This window comes from Sphaerisporangium sp. NPDC049003, assembly GCF_043197795.1.
Classification (GTDB): domain Bacteria; phylum Actinomycetota; class Actinomycetes; order Streptosporangiales; family Streptosporangiaceae; genus Sphaerisporangium.
On the sequence record NZ_JBICTU010000017.1, the window covers coordinates 36,683 to 53,163 of the forward strand.

The 16,481-nt window shown below is 71.2% G+C and carries 12 protein-coding genes; 4 read left to right on the plus strand and 8 right to left on the minus strand.

The window, feature by feature from the left end:
• The 3 genes from ACGFIV_RS19790 to ACGFIV_RS19800 form a co-directional block, all read right to left on the minus strand.
• Positions 1–810, minus strand: a complete 810-nt coding sequence (locus ACGFIV_RS19790; RefSeq protein ID WP_358558687.1) for a sulfurtransferase — start codon at positions 808–810, stop codon at positions 1–3.
• Between the two features lie 322 nt (positions 811–1,132).
• Positions 1,133–1,723 (minus strand): DUF5998 family protein, encoded by a 591-nt coding sequence (locus tag ACGFIV_RS19795; RefSeq protein ID WP_358558689.1) that lies wholly within the window; start codon positions 1,721–1,723, stop codon positions 1,133–1,135.
• A 179-nt stretch (positions 1,724–1,902) separates the two neighbouring features.
• Positions 1,903–4,584, minus strand: a complete 2,682-nt coding sequence (locus ACGFIV_RS19800; protein ID WP_358558691.1) for a bifunctional GNAT family N-acetyltransferase/acetate--CoA ligase family protein — start codon at positions 4,582–4,584, stop codon at positions 1,903–1,905.
• 147 nt (positions 4,585–4,731) lie between these two features.
• Here ACGFIV_RS19800 and ACGFIV_RS19805 point away from each other — a divergent pair, with 147 nt between their 5' ends.
• Positions 4,732–5,625 (plus strand): carbohydrate kinase family protein, encoded by an 894-nt coding sequence (locus tag ACGFIV_RS19805; protein ID WP_392836681.1) that lies wholly within the window; start codon positions 4,732–4,734, stop codon positions 5,623–5,625.
• A gap of 222 nt (positions 5,626–5,847) precedes the next feature.
• Here the strand turns inward: ACGFIV_RS19805 and ACGFIV_RS19810 are convergent, their stop codons facing one another.
• Together ACGFIV_RS19810 and ACGFIV_RS19815 are read right to left on the minus strand one after the other, a co-directional pair.
• A complete protein-coding gene (locus ACGFIV_RS19810) occupies positions 5,848–7,944 on the minus strand; it encodes a RecQ family ATP-dependent DNA helicase (RefSeq protein ID WP_392836684.1) in 2,097 nt (698 codons plus the stop codon).
• A 121-nt stretch (positions 7,945–8,065) separates the two neighbouring features.
• Positions 8,066–8,881, minus strand: coding sequence for a TauD/TfdA family dioxygenase (locus ACGFIV_RS19815; RefSeq protein ID WP_358553605.1), 816 nt, complete (start codon positions 8,879–8,881; stop codon positions 8,066–8,068).
• A gap of 185 nt (positions 8,882–9,066) precedes the next feature.
• Between ACGFIV_RS19815 and ACGFIV_RS19820 the strand changes: the two genes are divergently transcribed.
• Positions 9,067–11,601: a DNA topoisomerase IV subunit A gene (locus ACGFIV_RS19820; protein ID WP_358553607.1), complete on the plus strand. Its 2,535-nt coding sequence runs from the start codon at positions 9,067–9,069 to the stop codon at positions 11,599–11,601.
• A 109-nt stretch (positions 11,602–11,710) separates the two neighbouring features.
• Here ACGFIV_RS19820 and ACGFIV_RS19825 read toward each other — a convergent pair whose 3' ends face one another.
• A complete protein-coding gene (locus ACGFIV_RS19825; protein WP_358553609.1) occupies positions 11,711–12,040 on the minus strand; it encodes a hypothetical protein in 330 nt (109 codons plus the stop codon).
• A 140-nt stretch (positions 12,041–12,180) separates the two neighbouring features.
• Here ACGFIV_RS19825 and ACGFIV_RS19830 point away from each other — a divergent pair, with 140 nt between their 5' ends.
• A complete protein-coding gene (locus tag ACGFIV_RS19830; RefSeq protein ID WP_358553611.1) occupies positions 12,181–12,681 on the plus strand; it encodes a carbonic anhydrase in 501 nt (166 codons plus the stop codon).
• A 241-nt stretch (positions 12,682–12,922) separates the two neighbouring features.
• On the opposite strand, the gene ACGFIV_RS19835 is transcribed toward ACGFIV_RS19830, so the two are convergent.
• Positions 12,923–14,995, minus strand: a complete 2,073-nt coding sequence (locus ACGFIV_RS19835; protein ID WP_358553613.1) for a DNA topoisomerase IV subunit B — start codon at positions 14,993–14,995, stop codon at positions 12,923–12,925.
• 244 nt (positions 14,996–15,239) lie between these two features.
• Here ACGFIV_RS19835 and ACGFIV_RS19840 point away from each other — a divergent pair, with 244 nt between their 5' ends.
• Entirely contained in the window at positions 15,240–15,467 is a 228-nt protein-coding gene (locus ACGFIV_RS19840; protein ID WP_358553615.1) for a hypothetical protein, read from the plus strand.
• Positions 15,468–15,655: 188 nt separating this feature from the next.
• Here the strand turns inward: ACGFIV_RS19840 and ACGFIV_RS19845 are convergent, their stop codons facing one another.
• On the minus strand, positions 15,656–16,387 hold the full coding sequence (locus tag ACGFIV_RS19845; protein ID WP_392836692.1) for a GNAT family N-acetyltransferase: 732 nt from the start codon (positions 16,385–16,387) through the stop codon (positions 15,656–15,658).
• Between the last annotated feature and the right edge of the window lie 94 nt (positions 16,388–16,481).

The window sequence follows — 16,481 nt, forward strand, 5'->3', positions numbered from 1 at the left end:
TCAGGTCTTGGCTATCGGGCGGGAGGGGTCGGTCACCCAGTTCGACCAGGAGCCGACGTAGAGCGCTGCGGGGACCCCCGCGAGGGTCAGCGCCAGCACCTCGTGGGCGGCGGTGACCCCCGAGCCGCAGTAGGCCCCGACCGGCACCTCCGGCAGCACCCCGAACGTGATGAACCGCTCCCTGAGGAACTCGGCCGGATGGAAGCGCCCGGCCCCGTCGACGTTCTCCGAGGTCGGCGCGTTGACCGCGCCCGGGATGTGCCCGGCCACCGGATCGACCGGCTCCACCTCGCCCCGGTAGCGCTCTCCGGCACGCGCGTCCAGCAGCACGCCGTCATCCGCCAGCGCCGCCGCCTGCGCGGCGTCCAGCACCGGCATGCCGCCCGGACGGGCCGTGAAGTCGCCCGGCCCGGGAACGGGCTCCTCCTTGGTCACCGGAAGCCCTTCGTCGGCCCATCTGCGGTAGCCGCCGTCGAGCACGCGCACATCCGGATGCCCGAAGTAGCGCAGCGTCCACCAGGCCCGGGCCGCCGCCGTGGAGTCGGCCTCGTCGTAGACCACGACGGGGCGGGAACCGGACACACCGAGCCGCCGCATGGCCTCCTGGAAGGCGCCGGCCTCCGGCAGCGGGTGACGGCCGCCGGGCCCCGCCGGGGCGGCGAGGTCACGGTCGAGGTCGCAGAACACCGCGCCGGGCAGGTGTCCCTCGCGGTAGGACTCGATGCCGGGCGTCCCGACCAGGCGCCACCGCACGTCGAGGATCGTGGCGTCACCGAGATCACCGGGGTCGATCAAGGGGCTGAGGCTCATGGGAATTCCGGGGCGGACGCCCGTGCCTTTTCAGCCATGGGAGGAAGCCCCTTCCCTCCTTCGTCATATGGATGGCGGCCGCTGAGTTCGCGGCTTGCGGTTCGCGGCTGCCGAGTTCACGGCTTCTGGATGGTGACTGCTGGTCAGCGGCTTCTGGCTTCTGGTCAACGGCTACTGGTCAGCGGCTTCGTCTTTGGACAGATGCCAGTCTCTGCTCTGGTGCCCGCCGATGTCCACGCCCGGGTCCCGCGAGCGGAGAGGCCCACGCGAGGCGCCTCCGCTCGGCGGGGCCGGCCGGCGTCGGGGGGTCGGGTCGCGAAGGTCAGGTCGCCGCGCGCGCCGTCGCCTCGGAGAGCGCCTTGGCGAAGGCCAGGACGTTGCCCACGGCCTCCGGCCCGTCGGCCGCCTCGCTCACCCGCAGCGACAGATCGTCGGCGGTGATCGCGCCGGTGTAGCCGTGGTCGGCCTCGCAGTTCTCGTCCCCGCAGGTGGCGGGTTCGAGGTCCACGTGGGAGATCGCACCCCAGCCGATCGTGAGCGTCACCTCGGTCGGGGGCACGCCCGCGACGTACGAGGCGGGATCGGGAACCACCCGGGTGACCGCCACGGACTGGACGCGGCTGAGACGCACGGCCTCCGTGGTCGTGGACGCGTGTGAGGTGGGCATGCCGTCCGCGGGCGGGTGCTCGTCGGTGTGGCACACCAGGAGCCGGGTGGGTGAGAGGACCACCACGGTGACGTGCCTGCGCACCTCCATCGCCGGATCGAAGGTGGCCTCATGATGCACGACGTACGCCGTGACCTGCTCCTTGCCCAGCGCGGACTCGGCCGCGTCGGCCACGAGATCGGGGTAGTAGCCGCTGCGTTCGATAGCCTCGCGCAGACCAGCGGCCGAGACTCGGGTTTCCCTCATGGGTCCATCCTGCCCTGTCTCGGCACGCTGTTTCACCTCATGGCCGCCCACCATGGCCGCCTCGCGCGGAGAAGGGCGGCGGCGGGGTCACGGGATCCGTCCGGCGCTCGCGTTTTCCGCCACTCTGGCCACAGAAGCCCCAATACTCCAGATAGGAACACCTGGAGTGACGTACGGGCTCACCGCAGGCGTCTCGGGCCCCTGTCGGGACGCGGGCCGACGCTGTCCCGGAGCACGGCCCTCGCGCCCAGCACGCTCACCCCGGACTCCCCGACCAGGATCGGGTCGAGGTCCAGCGCCACCCCGGGAAGCTCGTCGGCGAGCCGTCCGACCCGGACCAGCAGGTCCTCCAGCGCCTCCACCGCCACGGGCGGGTAGCCGTACTCGCCGAACAGCAGGGGCGCGGCACGTACGGACCGGACGAGCGCGGTCGCGTCCTCGGCGGTCAGCGGGGCCAGCCGGAAGGCCTCGTCGCCGAGGAGCCGCGCGGTGACCTCCCCGAAGGCGAACGACACCACCGCCCCGAAGTCCGGATCGTCCACCACCCTCACCAGGGTCGGCACGGCGGGCTGCGGGGCCATCCGCTGGACCGAGAGCACCACCTCCGGGCCGAGCCGCGCCGCCAGGTCGTCGTACGCGCGGCGCACCCCGCCCGGATCGGACAGCCCGAGCCGCACCGTGCCTGCCCGGTGGGCCACCTCGGGGTCGGCGGACCTCACGACGACGGGCCAGCCGAGGCGCCCGGCCGCGGCGACGGCCTCGTCGGGCGAGGTCACCACCTCGGCGGGCCAGACCTCCAGCCCGTACTTGGCCAGCAGTTCCGTAGCGTCGATCTCCAGGGGGCCGCCCGCCATCGGGCTCTCGCCCGAACCGGCCTCAGGCTCAGCGGCGCCGGCGGCCGCGAGGACCTTCTCGATGACCGCCCTGGCGCCCCTGGTGTCCACGCCGTCGAGCTCGGGGGAGGTCCCGTGCGGCCTCTCCCGCCAGGACGCGTGCCGCACCACGTGGGCGAGAGCTCGTACGGCCTCCTCCGCGGCGGGGTAGGACGGGATGGACCCCTTGCCGGGATCGCCCGCCTCGCCCGGGACGCGCAGTTCGTGAGGCATGCCCATGCGCCCCTCGAAGGTGGCGAGGACGGGCTTGCCGGTCTCCCGCGCCACCCGTACGAGCTCGGCGGCGACCTCGGCGGCTTTCCCCGGCACGGGCGGCATGTAGATCGCGACGAGGGCGTCCACCTCGCAGGTCATGTCGGCCAGCGCCTCGCGGTACTCCCGCGCCCCCGCCCGTGCCCCGAGGTTGGCCGCCGGGCACGGCTCCAGCCCGGCCGCCACGCAGGCGTCCACCGCCAGCAGCGCCAGCGCGTCGGAGTTGCTGACCACCCCGACCCTGGGCCCGGCGGGCAGCGGCTGATAGGCGAGCAACTGGGCCACGTCGAACAACTGGGTGAGGTCGTCCACCCTGATCACCCCCGCCTGCTCGAACAGCGCGCTGAGCGCGGTGTCCGGCAGCCCGAGGACGGGCGCGGCGTGCCCCACCGGCACCCCCTGTGTGGCGCCGCCGCTCTTGACGACGACGATCGGCTTCTTGCGCGACGTGCGCCGGGCCAGCCGGGCGAACTTGCGCGGGTTCCCGAGCGACTCCAGGTAGAGGAGGATCACGTCGGTCGCGGGGTCCCCCTCCCAGTACTGCAGGAGGTCGTTGCCCGACACGTCCGCCCGGTTGCCGGCGGACACGAAGGTCGAGATGCCCATGCCACGCTGGGCGACCCGCTGGAGCAGCGCGGTTCCGAGCGCGCCCGACTGGCTGAAGAAGCCGACGCGCCCCCGTCCGGGCAGGTGGGCGGCCAGGGTGGCGTTCAGGCGGACGGACGGGTCGGTGTTGGCGATGCCGAGGCAGTTGGGGCCGACCACGCGCAGGCCGTACGCGCGGGCGATGCGCACAAGATCGTCCTGGCGGGCCCGTCCTTCGGGCCCGGTCTCCCCGAAGCCGGACGACACCACGATCAGGCCTTTCACGCCCTTCCCGGCGCATTCCTCGACGACGTCGAGCACGGCGTCCGCGGGCACGGCCACCACGGCGAGATCCACGTCGCCGTCGATGGCCGAGACGCTCTTGTACGCGCGGACGCCGGCCACCGCCCTCACCTCACGGTGGACCGGGTACACCGGGCCGCTGAAGTCGGCTCCGAGGAGGTTGCGGAGCACCGTCTGCCCGATGCCGCCCGCCTCCCGGCCGGCGCCGACGACCACCACCGAAGCCGGCGTGAGCAGCCGCTCGATGGAGCGCGCCTCGGCCCGGTGCTCCCGCGCCATCGTGACCTCACGCGAGGTCTCCGTGGTCGCGAGGTCCAGGGTCATGCGGACGACCCCGTCCTCGAACTGGCTCTGCGCGGTGTACCCGGCCTGGCGGAAGAAGGCCATCATGCGACTGTTGGACGGCAGCACGTCGGCGATGAAGCGCTTGATGCCATGCTCCCGCGCCGCCGCGCGCAGGTGCTCCATGAGGACCGAAGCGACTCCCCTGCCCTGGTGCGCGTCCTCCACCAGGAACGCCACCTCGGCGCTGTCCTGCTGGTCCAGCCGGTCGAAGCGGACGACCGCGACCATCTTGGTGCCGAGGGTCGCGATCAGCGCGACCCGGTTCACGTAGTCGACGGTGGTGAACCACGCCACCTCGCGGTCGGAGAGGCGGGGACGCGGGCCGAAGAAGCGGAAGTAGATCGACTGGTCCGAGAGCCTGGAATAGAACGCGCGGAGCAGGTCGGCGTCCTCGGGCCGGATGGGCCGCAGGTGTGCGGTACCCCCATCGGCCAGGACGACGTCGGCCTCCCAGTGAGCGGGGTAGTGAGGTTCCACATTCATGAGGGTAAGGGCCCTGGTGTCGGGATTGCTGGGCAACGCTTGTGCATCGACTGTGCACGCGTGTCCGCTCTATGCCCCACGCCCTGGCTTGAAGCTGTTAGGTTTTCTGTCAGCAGCCTCCTGTAGTGCCAACAAGGTGGTGACATCATGACGCGGGTTGTCGTGGTGGGCGATCTGATGACCGATGCGGTCGCACGCGCCCGCTACCCTCTCGCCAGGGCAAGCGACACTCCGGCCGTCGTCACCATGCATGGTGGCGGCTCTGGGGCGAACATCGCGTCCTGGCTCGCCGTCGAGGGTGCGGAGGTGGCCTTCGTCGGCCGCCGAGGCGCCGACATCACGGGCCGTAACCGTGACATGGAGCTCATGGGATACGGCGTCGACGCCCGCCTGGTGATGGACCCCGAGCGGCCGACCGGCACGTGTGTCGTGCTGGTCACTCACAAGGGCGAGCGCACGCTGCTCTCCGACCCCGGTGCCAACGCCGCGCTCTCTCCAGAAGACCTCCCTCGCGACCTGTTCGCCCAGGGCGGTCACCTGCACGTCTCCGGGTACACCTTGCTCAACGACGGCTCGCGTGACGCCGGTCTCGCGGCGCTCGACCACGCGCGCCGGGCCGGCATGTCGATCTCGATCGACTGCGCCTCCGCCGCGCCGCTGGAGCGCACGGGCGCCGAGCCGTTCCTTGAGTGGACCCACAGCGCCAAGCTGCTGTTCGCCAACGACGCCCAGGCCAAGGTGCTCACGGGTCGTGACGATCCGGCGTCCGCCGCCAAGGTGCTCACCGCGTGGTTCCCCCAGGTAGTGATCAAGCTGGGTGCCGAGGGGTCCCTCTGGTACACCAACAACCGCGCCGAGCCCGTCCGCGCACCGGCCGACCACATCGAGCGCATCGTCGACGGCACGGGCGCGGGTGACGCCTTCACCGCGGGGTTCCTCCAGCCGTGGCTGGAGGGCAAGCAGCCCGCCGACGCGCTGGCCGCCGGCAACGCCCTGGCCGCCAAGGCCATCGCCAACCTGGGCGCCCGCCCCCGCCTCTGACTACTCCCACCGCATCCGACTACTCCCACCGCATCCGACCACTCCACAGCCTCTGACCACTCCACCGCATCCGAACGGATCACGCGTCCCGAACGGATCACGCGTCCCGAACGGATCACGCGTCCCGAACGGATCACGCGTCCCGAACGGATCACGCGTCCCGAACGGATCAGGCGCTGGCGGTCAGGTCGGTTACCGGCGGCCGGTTGGTGGTGACCAGGGTCAGTTGGTGGTGGCCAGGGTCAGGGGGAGGACGGCGGGGGCGCCGGCCTCGCGGAGGAGCATCGCGCCGATGGTCATGGTCCAGCCGGTGTCCACGCGATCGTCGACCAGGAGCACCGGACCGCCGGAGACGTCGGCGACCGGGGGCGCGAGAGTGGCCCGCAGAGCACGCACCCGCTGGGCGCTGTTGTGCTGGCGCCCCGGAGGGCCCTGACGGTAGGTCAGGGAGCCGAGGTAGCTCAGCCTGCCGATGGCGGCCAGCCGCTCCCCCAGCGAGGTGATCAGCACCGGCCGGGTCGTGGAAGGCACGGTGACCACCGAGACCGGGCGCTCGGCCCATCGCCACGAGCTCAGCACCGCGACCACGGCGGCGAAGACCTCGTCGGGCACCGGGCCGTCGGCGGCCCGATCCCCCAGCAGCCGCCTCAGGACGTTCCCCCAGCCGATGTCGGTGAGCCGCCCGAGCGCCCGGCCCGGCTCCGCCGCCGCCTCGGGACGGATGCGGCCCGAGAGCCCGAGCTCCTTGAGGCCGGTGGGCCACTGACGCCGGGGCTCGACCTCGACCCCGGGACGGTGAAGCCGCTCGCGGGCGCTCGTGACCGCTCCCGCCGCGATGTCGACCGAGCGGTGCGCTCCGGTGCAGTTGTCGCAGCGACCGCAGGGTTTGGCGGTGTCGTCGTCGAGGTGGCGCCTGAGGAACTGCTCGCGGCACTCGCCGGTGGAGATGTAGCCGAGCATGGCCTGCTGCTCGGCCGCGCGCTCGGCGGCGACCCGCGCGTATCTCTCGGTGTCGTACACCCAGGGACGGCCCGTGGCCTGCCACCCGCCCTTGACCCGCTTGGCCGCGCCGTCGACGTCGAGGACCTTGAGCATGGTCTCCAGCCGGTTGCGGCTGAGGTCGACCCGGGTCTCCAGCGCGGCCGTGGACATCGTGCCCTGCTCGGCCAGCGTCGCGAGGGTCGCCCGGACCACGGGCTCGGGCGGGAAGGCCAGTGAGGCGAAGTAGGCCCAGATGTCGCGGTCTTCGGGCCCGGGGAGCAGGATCACCTCGGCGCGCTCGACGCCGCGCCCCGCCCGGCCGACCTGCTGGTAATAGGCCACCGGCGACGCGGGAGCGCCGACGTGCATGACGAAGCCGAGGTCGGGCTTGTCGAAGCCCATGCCGAGGGCCGAGGTCGCGACCAGCGCCTTCAGCCGGTTGCCGAGCAGGGCCTGCTCGGCGGCGAGCCGCTCCGCGGGATCGGTCTGGCCGGAGTAGGCGGCCACCTCGTGCCCCTGGTCGCGCAGGTAGGCGGCGATCTCCTGGGTGGCGGCCACGGTGAGGGTGTAGATGATGCCGGACCCCGGCAGCTCGCGCAGCGTCTCGGCGATCCAGGCCAGCCGCTGCTCGGCGGTGGCAAGGCGCACGACGCTCAGATGCAGGCTGTCGCGCTCCAGCGGCCCCCGCAGCACCAGCGCCTCGGAAGTCGCGGGGGTGGTGAGGCCGGCGAGTTGCTCGGCGACGTCGCGGGTGACCCGGGCGTTGGCCGTGGCCGTGGTGGCGAGGACCGGAACCCCCGGAGGAAGATCGGCCAGCAGGGTGCGCAGACGGCGGTAGTCGGGACGGAAGTCGTGGCCCCAGTCGGAGATGCAGTGGGCCTCGTCGACGACGACCAGGCCGGCGCTCGCCGCCAGCTTGGGCAGGACCAGGTCGCGGAAGTCGGGGTTGTTGAGCCGCTCGGGGCTGACCAGCAGCACGTCGACCTCGCCGCGCTCGACATCGGCGTGGATGAGATCCCACTCGTCGACGTTGGCGGAGTTGATCGTGGCGGCGTGGACCCCGGCGCGGCCGGCGGCGGAGATCTGGTTGCGCATCAGGGCGAGCAGCGGCGAGACGATGACCGTGGGGCCGGCGCCCCTGGCCCGCAGGAGCGCGGTGGCGATGAAGTAGACCGCCGACTTGCCCCAGCCGGTGCGCTGCACGACCAGCGCGCGCCGCCGGTCGACGACCAGCGCCCGGATCGCGGACCACTGGTCGTCTCTGAGCCTCGCGTGCTCCCCCGCGAGCGCTCGCAGCCGCTGCTCCGCCTCGGCCCGCAGACCGCTCTCGTCAACCATGGCTCCATGGGTACCAGGTCCCGGCGACGTTTCAGGCCGTCAAGGCCCCCGCTGTGGATAACCGACGCCCGGTTCGAGATGGTTCGAGCCGTTCTCGCCCGCGACTGTCCCCAGGCGCCGGCTACCTGTGCTCGTCGAATGCGGCGATGGTGACGCGGTGCATGACACGACGCTCGGTGTAGTCGGCCACCGCGTAGTGCTGAGTGCTGCGGTTGTCCCAGAAGGCCAGCGTGCCCGGCCGCCAGTTCAGGCGCACCTGGAACTCCGGCGAGCGGATGTGGTCGACGAGGTACGGCAGGAGCGCCTCGTTCTCCCGGTCCGACAGCCCGACCAGGCGGGTGGTGGACGCGCGGTTCACGAACAGGGACTTCCTGCCGGTCTCCGGATGGACCCGCACGACCGGGCGCTCGTACGGCGGCCATTTCGCCTGCATGGCGGCGAGATCATAGTTGTGCCCCTTGGAAATGGCCTTCTTCATGGAGTTCGTGATGTCGTGGACCGCGGTCAGCTCGTCGCAGAGCCGCTGGATCGGCGGGGACAGCGTCTCGTACGCCATGTAGGCGTTGGCCCACATCGTGTCGCCGCCCACCGAGGGCAGCCGGAGGCAACGCAGCAGGGACCCCATGGGCGGCTCGGGCTCGAAGGTGTTGTCACTGTGCCACTCGTCGCCTCCCTCGCCCTTGGGGTCCACCTGGTCGAGGCGGTGGATGGGGCTGGTCTGGTCCTTGTTGAACGCCGGGATGTTGAGGGCGCCGAAGCGCAGCGCGAACCGGGCGTGCTCGTCGTCGTCGATGGGCTGGTCCCTGAAGAAGAGCACCAGGTGCTCCAGCCAGCCCTGCCTGATGGTGTGGACCTCGTCCTCCGACAGCGGCTTGCGCAGATCGACCCCGGTGACCTCGGCGCCGATGTTCCTGGTCATGGGCCTGAACTCGATCATGTCTCCTGTAGCCCTCCCTCTTCGTCACCCCACCCCAGCATGTAAGCAAGCAACCGCTTGGTCAAGATGGACTCACGGTCCCGAGAGCGGGACCGGTCGCGATGGGCGGTCACCACCGCCGGCCGTACGGACCCGGAAGCCCGTCGAGTCGCGCAGCACCTTGCACCTTCGGCACAATGTTCGATATGGCCCGACGGACTACCACACCCCCGCCAGACGAGGACTTCGAGGAGCGGATCGTCGACATCGACGTTTCGACCGAGATGCGCACCAGCTATCTGGAGTACGCGTACTCCGTGATCTACCAGCGCGCGCTCCCCGACGCCCGCGACGGACTGAAGCCGGTCCAGCGCCGCATCCTCTACTCGATGAGCGAGATGGGCCTGCGGCCCGACCGGGGGCACGTCAAGTCCTCACGGGTCGTCGGTGACGTGATGGGCAAGCTCCACCCGCACGGCGACACCGCGATCTACGACGCCCTGGTGCGCATGGCGCAGCCGTTCTCGATGCGGCTCCCGCTGGTCGACGGCCACGGCAACTTCGGCTCGCCCGACGACCAGCCCGCGGCCATGCGCTACACCGAGGCGCGCCTCGACCCGGCGTCCATGCTGATGGTGCAGTCGATCGACGAGGAGACCGTCGACTTCAAGCCCAACTACGACGGCCAGGAGACCGAGCCCACGGTCCTGCCGAGCGCCTTCCCGAATCTCCTGGTGAACGGCGCCGCGGGCATCGCGGTCGGCATGGCGACCAACATGGCGCCCCACAACCTCGTCGAGGTCATCGCCGCGGCCCGTCACCTCATCAAGAGCCCGGACGCCTCGCTCGACGAGCTCATGCGCTTCGTGCCAGGGCCCGACCTGCCGACCGGTGGATCGATCATCGGGCTGGCCGGCGTCAGGGACGCCTACGAGACCGGGCGCGGCACCTTCCGCATGCGCGCCAAGGCGACGATCGACCAGGTCACCCCGCGCCGCAAGGGCATCATCGTCACCGAGCTGCCCTTCAACGTCGGCCCCGAACGGGTCATCACCAAGATCAAGGAGCTGGTGACCTCAAAGAAGCTCTCCGGCATCTCCGATCTGAAGGATCTCACCGACCGGCACAAGGGCCTGCGCCTGGTCATCGAGATCAAGAACGGCTTCCACCCCGAGGCCGTGCTCGCCGAGCTCTACCGCATGACCCCGATGGAGGAGACCTTCGGGATCAACAACGTGGCGCTGGTCGACGGCCAGCCCCGCACCCTCGGTCTCAAGGAGCTGCTCCAGGTCTTCGTCGACCACCGCATCGAGGTCGTGCGCCGCCGCTCGGCCTACCGGCGGCGCAGGCGTGAGGAACGCCTTCACCTGGTCGACGGCCTCATCGTCGCCCTCCTCAACATCGACGAGGTCATCCAGGTCATCCGGTCGTCCGCCGACTCCGCCGAGGCGCGCACCCGGCTCATGGAGGTCTTCGACCTCTCGGAGATCCAGTCCAACTACATCCTCGACACGCCGCTGCGCCGCCTCACCAGGTACGACAAGATCGAGCTCGACCGCGAGCGGCAGGTTCTCCAGGACGAGATCGCCGAGCTGACCGCGATCCTGTCCTCGGAGGACCGGCTGCGCCGGGTCGTCTCGGCCGAGCTGGCCGAGGTCGCCAAGACGTACGGCACGCCGCGCCGCACCGTCCTGCTGGAGGCCGCGGCGGTCACGACCCCCGGCGCGATCCCGCTGGAGGTCGCCGACGACCCCTGCCTGGTGCTGCTCTCCTCGACCGGCCTTCTCGCCCGTACGGGCGACGACTCGCCGCTCGGCGCAGGGGAGGAACGCTCGGCCCACGACGTGCTGGTCTCGGTCGTACGGTCGACGGTGAGGGGCGAGGTCGGCGTGGTGACGTCGGCCGGGCGCCTGATCAGGGTCTCCGTGGTCGACCTGCCGACCCTGCCGCCTCTGGCCAGCCCGCCGTCCCTGTCGGGCGGCCACCCGGTCAGCGAGTACGTCACGCTGAACCCCGGCGAGCTGGTCGTGGGGCTCGGATCCCTCGACCCCGAGGGGCCCGGCCTCGCGCTCGGCACCGCGCAGGGCATGGTCAAGCGTGTCGTGCCCGAGTATCCCGCGAACCGCAACGACTTCGAGGTCATCGGCCTCAAGCCGGGCGACAGCGTGGTCGGGGCCGTCGAGCTGACCTCGGACGACCACGACCTGGTGTTCATCGGCTCCGACGCCCAGCTCCTGCGCTTCTCGGCCTCCTCCGTACGGCCGCAGGGGCGCCCTGCCGGCGGCATGGCCGGCATCCGCCTCGACGACGGCGCCAAGGTCATCTGGTTCGGCGTCGTCGACCCCGCCCGCGAGGCCCGCGTCGTGACCGTCGCCGGCTCCGCCACCGCGCTTCCCGGCACGGAGACCGGAGGCGGCAAGGTGTCCGACTACGCCGAGTTCCCCCCCAAGGGCAGGGCGACGGGCGGCGTGCGCGCCCAGCGCTTCCTCAAGGGTGAGGATGTGCTCATCCTCGCCTGGGCGGGCCCGGCCCCGATCAAGGCGGTGTCCTCGACAGGCAGGCCCGTCGATTTGCCGTCCGAGCTGGGCCGCCGCGACGGCTCCGGTCTCCGGATGGCCTCCGCCATCGCCGCGATCGGCGGGGCGCTCGGCAGCGGCCCCGCCGTCGGCCGCGAGGGCCGGGCGGGTGGGCGCCTGGAAGAAGACCAGGAGGGCCTGGAGGCGGCCGAGCCGGGCGAGTAGCCGTTCCTGAGCCCGGGCGCCCGGCTAACAGAGCCGGGCGCCGCTCAGCCGCCCGTGGGGCCGGTCGCGATAGCCGGCGTCGCAGAGGCAGAAGGGGTGGCCCGCGCCGCTAGTGTCCCGACGGGACGGCGTCTCCCCTGGCCACAGGTGGAATGGCCGTCAGCAGTTCCCACGGCTCGCCGTCGTGCCAGAAGTCGATCAGCTTGGCCGCCGCCTCACCCGGCTCGAAGTCGCCGAACCCGTACGGGCCGAAGCAGCCGGCCTCCTCCAGCGCGATGACCAGCGGGTCGTCCTCGGGAAGCGTCTGCGCGTAGGCGGCGGCGTCCAGCAGCGCGAGCGCGCAGCGCGCGTTCCAGCCGCCGTCCTTGCGCTGGACCCGGTCGAGTCGCCACCTGGCCCGAGCGCGTAGATATCCGGCGAGCGAATCGGTCGTCCCCACCGCGAACCCCCCCGACGATGTTGCACGTAGCGTTGAACCATCATCACCGAAAGCGACAACTGATCGTGGGATCTTTGCGAAGCCGCTTCCGGACACCCCCGGGGGTATTACCGAAAACGGCATCCGGGAATATTGGCACCATGACGGAAGCATTCGACGATCTGCTGACCGCCAATGAGGAATACGCCCAAAACTTCCAGGGCTCGAACCTTAGCGGCCGCGCGCTACGTGGCCTCGCCGTGGTGACGTGCATGGACTCGCGGATCGACCCGCTTGGCCTGCTGGGTCTCACAGCGGGGGACGCGAAGATCCTTCGGAACGCGGGAGCCCGGGTCACGCCAGACGTGCTGCGCACGCTGGTGCTCGCCGTGTACCTCCTCGGCGTCGACCGTGTCCTGGTCATGCCGCACACCGACTGCCGGATGGCCAAGTCGACCGACGAGGACGTCCACGAGCTGATCAGCCGGGAGTACGGCGTCGACACGCGGAGCCTGGAGTTCCATACGGTGCCGGACCAGGACGCGGCCCTGCGGCGCGACCTGATCCGGATCCGCACCTACCCGTACCTGCCGGACCGCCTCGCCATCGGCGGAGCGGTCTACGACGTCCACACGGGCAAGCTGATGCCCGTCACGCTGTGACCCCCGAGACGGGGCTGTGACGGGCCACAGCCTGGAGACCGCGGCCGTGTGACCCGGCGGGGGCCCAGAGGGCCCGCCGGGTCACACGAGGGCGCGGCAGCCCCGAGGCGGTGGTGCCGTAAGCGCGCGGGCGGCTCGAAGGGGCCGCCCCCTGTGAACGCGCGGCAGACTCCGAGGGGCCGGGTCGCGCCAACACGCGGCCGGCTCCGAGGGGCCGGGTCGCGTGAGCGCGGTCGCCGCCTCAGGCGTCGATGTGGTCGCGGTCGACCTCGGCGGCGCTGCCGACGATGAACTCGCGGCGGGGAGCGACGTCGCTGCCCATGAGAAGCGCGAAGATCTGCTCCGCGGCCTCGACGTCCTCGATGCGGACGCGGCGGAGCGTGCGGTGGCGCGGCTCCATGGTGGTCTCCGCGAGCTGGTCGGCGTCCATCTCGCCGAGGCCCTTGTAGCGCTGGATGGGATCCTTCCAGCGCTTGCCCCGGCGTTCGAGGTCGCGCAGCACCCTGTGCAGCTCGGCGTCGGAGTAGGTGTAGATGTACTTGTCCTTGCCCCTGCCCGGGTTGGTGACCTCGATGCGGTGCAGGGGAGGCACGGCGGCGAACACGCGCCCCGCCTCGACCATGGGCTTCATGTAGCGGTGGAAGAGCGTCAGCAGCAGGCAGCGGATGTGGGCGCCGTCGACGTCGGCGTCGGCCATCAGGATGACCTTGCCGTAGCGCGCGGCCTCGATGTCGAAGCCCCGGCCCGAGCCGGCGCCGATCACCTGGATGATCGCGGCGCACTCGGCGTTCTTGAGCATGTCTGCGACCGAGGCCTTCTGCACGTTCAGGATCTTGCCGCGGATCGGCAGCAGGGCCTGGAACTCGGAGTCGCGGGCCGCGCGGGCGGTGCCGAGGGCGGAGTCGCCCTCGACGATGAACAGCTCGCTGCGGTCGACGGCGTCGCTGCGGCAGTCGACCAGCTTGGCGGGCAGCGCGGAGTTCTCCAGGGCGCTCTTGCGGCGCTGGTTGTCGCGGTGCTCGCGGGCCGCGATGCGGGCCTTGGCCGCCGCGACGATCTTCTCCAGTACGGCGCGGAGCTGCAGCTTGTGGGCGCGCTTGGTGCTGGCGAACAGGTCCTTGAGCTCGCGCGAGACCACGTGGGACACGATGCGGCTCGCCGCCGAGGTGCCGAGGACCTCCTTGGTCTGCCCCTCGAACTGCGGCTCGGGGACCCGGACCGTGACAACGGCGGTCAGGCCCTCAAGGATGTCCTCCTTGGTGACCGGGTCGTCGCCGTTCTTGAGCAGGCGGGTCTCCCTGAGCTGCTCGTTGATCGTGCGGACCAGGGCGCGCTCGAAGCCGCTGACGTGGGTGCCGCCCTTGGGGGTGGCGATCACGTTGACGAACGAGCGCACGGTGGTCTCGTAGCCCTTGCCCCAGCGCACGGCGACGTCGACGGTGAGCTCGCGCTCGACCTCGGTGGAGGTCATGTGGCCCTGCTCGTCGAGCACGGGGACGGTCTCGTGGAAGTGCCCGACGCCCTGGAGCCGCATGACGTCGCAGACGGACTCGTCGCGGGCCAGGAACTCGGTGAACTCGGAGATGCCGCCGTCGAAGCGGAACTCCTCCTCCACGGGCTCCTCGCCGCGGCTGTCGCGCACCGAGATCGTGAGCCCGGGGACCAGGAAGGCGGTCTGCCGCGCGCGGACGTGGATCTCGTCGAGCGAGACCTCGGCCTCACGCAGGAAGATCTGGCTGTCGACCCACCAGCGCACGCGCGTGCCGGTGATCTTGCTCGCGAGGGCGCCGCCGTCACGCAGGCCCGACTTCTTCTTGAACTTGGCGGTGGGGCCGTCGCCGTCGAACACGCCGGGCACGCCGCGGCGGAAGCTGATCTCGTGGACGCGCCCGCCCCGGTCGACCTCGACGTCGAGCCGGGCGGACAGGGCGTTGACCACGGAGGCGCCGACGCCGTGCAGGCCGCCCGAGGCGCCGTAGGAGCCGCCGCCGAACTTGCCGCCGGCGTGGAGCTTGGTATAGACGAGCTCGACGCCCGCGAGGCCGCTCTTGGGCTCGACGTCGACGGGGATGCCGCGGCCGTCGTCGCGGACCTCGATGGACCCGTCGGGGAACAGCTCGACCTCGATGCGCTTGCAGAAGCCGGCGAGAGCCTCGTCGACGGCGTTGTCCACGATCTCCCAGAGGCAGTGCATGAGGCCGCGGCTGTCAGTGGACCCGATGTACATTCCGGGGCGCTTACGGACGGCCTCCAGGCCCTCCAGCACCGACAGATGACGGGCCGTGTAACCCGCCTCCGTGCTGACTGCGGTCACTCCCACTCCCACTGAGCATCGAACATGTGTGCGTAGCCTACCGTTTCTTGATGTTCCGGCGCGCCTAAGCGTGCCACCAACATGGGCTTCCGCGTCAGGCGGACCTCGATTCACGTCACTTAACGACACATTCTGCTCTCGGCGTATCCGGAAGGCGATTGGGAACGTCTGCATCGGGTTAGATGTTGAGCCAAGTGACTGACGCCAAATCCCCACGTCAGTGGGGTGACCCGAAAGGCGATACGTGACTGGAGCTCTCGCCCCCACCAAGCCGCTGACCGCCGTGGACCGGTGCGACCGGTGCGGCGCCCAGGCGTACATCCGCGCGTCCCTCCCCGTGGGCGGGGAGCTACTGTTCTGCGCTCACCACGGACGTCGGCACGTCGCGGCCCTTCGCGACAAGGGTGCCGACATCCAGGACGAGTCGGCGCGCCTGAGCGAAACCCCTACATCGAACGCCAGCGAACGGTGAGCACGCGCCCGCCGCTCTGACCCCGATAATCGAGTGACAACCACATAAGTGAACGCGGCGATCTCGGATGGCGTCCCCCCGGACGTCCCTCTCGGGGCTCGCCGCGTCGCTCTCTCCGGCCAGGTGACACCGCGGGCACGGGCGGACGAGGCCCGTCCGTGCGGAGGTCCCGGGGCGCCCCGGAGCGGTCACCGCACCCGGTAGTGGTAGCCGCCCGACGGCGTGAAACCCTCCGAGGCGTACATCGACCTGGCCGCGAGGTTGGTCGCCATGACGACGAGGTACGCCTCACCGGCGCCTCGCTTCCGGCCGTGCGCCAGCAGGGCGCGCAGCACGCTGCGGCCGAGCCCCCGGCGGCGCGCGTGCGGCAGCGTGGCCATGCAGTAGATCCCCAGCGTGCCGCCCTGGAGCACGGAACGCCCCACGGCCACCGGACCGCCGTCCCACTGGACGGCGGCGTAGCTCGCGGGCACGCCTCTCATGATCCGCTCGGCCGCGCCCAGGCCGTCGTCCCCGAACCGCCCGTCCACCGCCCACCAGGCGGCGAGCCACGCCTGCGACGGATGGTCGAGGATCTCCACCTCGTGCGCGGGGGACGCGGGCTCCACGGCCGTCGAGGCGACCATGAGGACCGTCTCGTCGACCAGGTGGTATCCCCGCCCGGCCAGCTCCTCGTCCAGACCGGGCGACGCGCGCGGGCCGATGGAGAACACGCACGGCAGCCCCCGCTCGGCGTAGAACCTCTCGGCGCCGCCGACCGCCTTGTCCAGATCATCCGGCGTGGCCCAGGGAAGCACCGAGTTGGCGCGCTTGGTCACGCCGTCGGCGTAGCGCAGCACCCAGCCGTCCAGAGCTTCCTGGCAGGGCGCCGGCCAGGCCCGGTGCACGAGGTCGTCGAAGTCAAGGCTCTCCCCGCTCATCGGCGCAGATTAGCCGATGCTCCCCCTTAGCCGATGCTCCCCGGCCGGGTACGCCGGGGCCGTGGAGACCCCTTGACCTGCGGGAGGCTAGGAT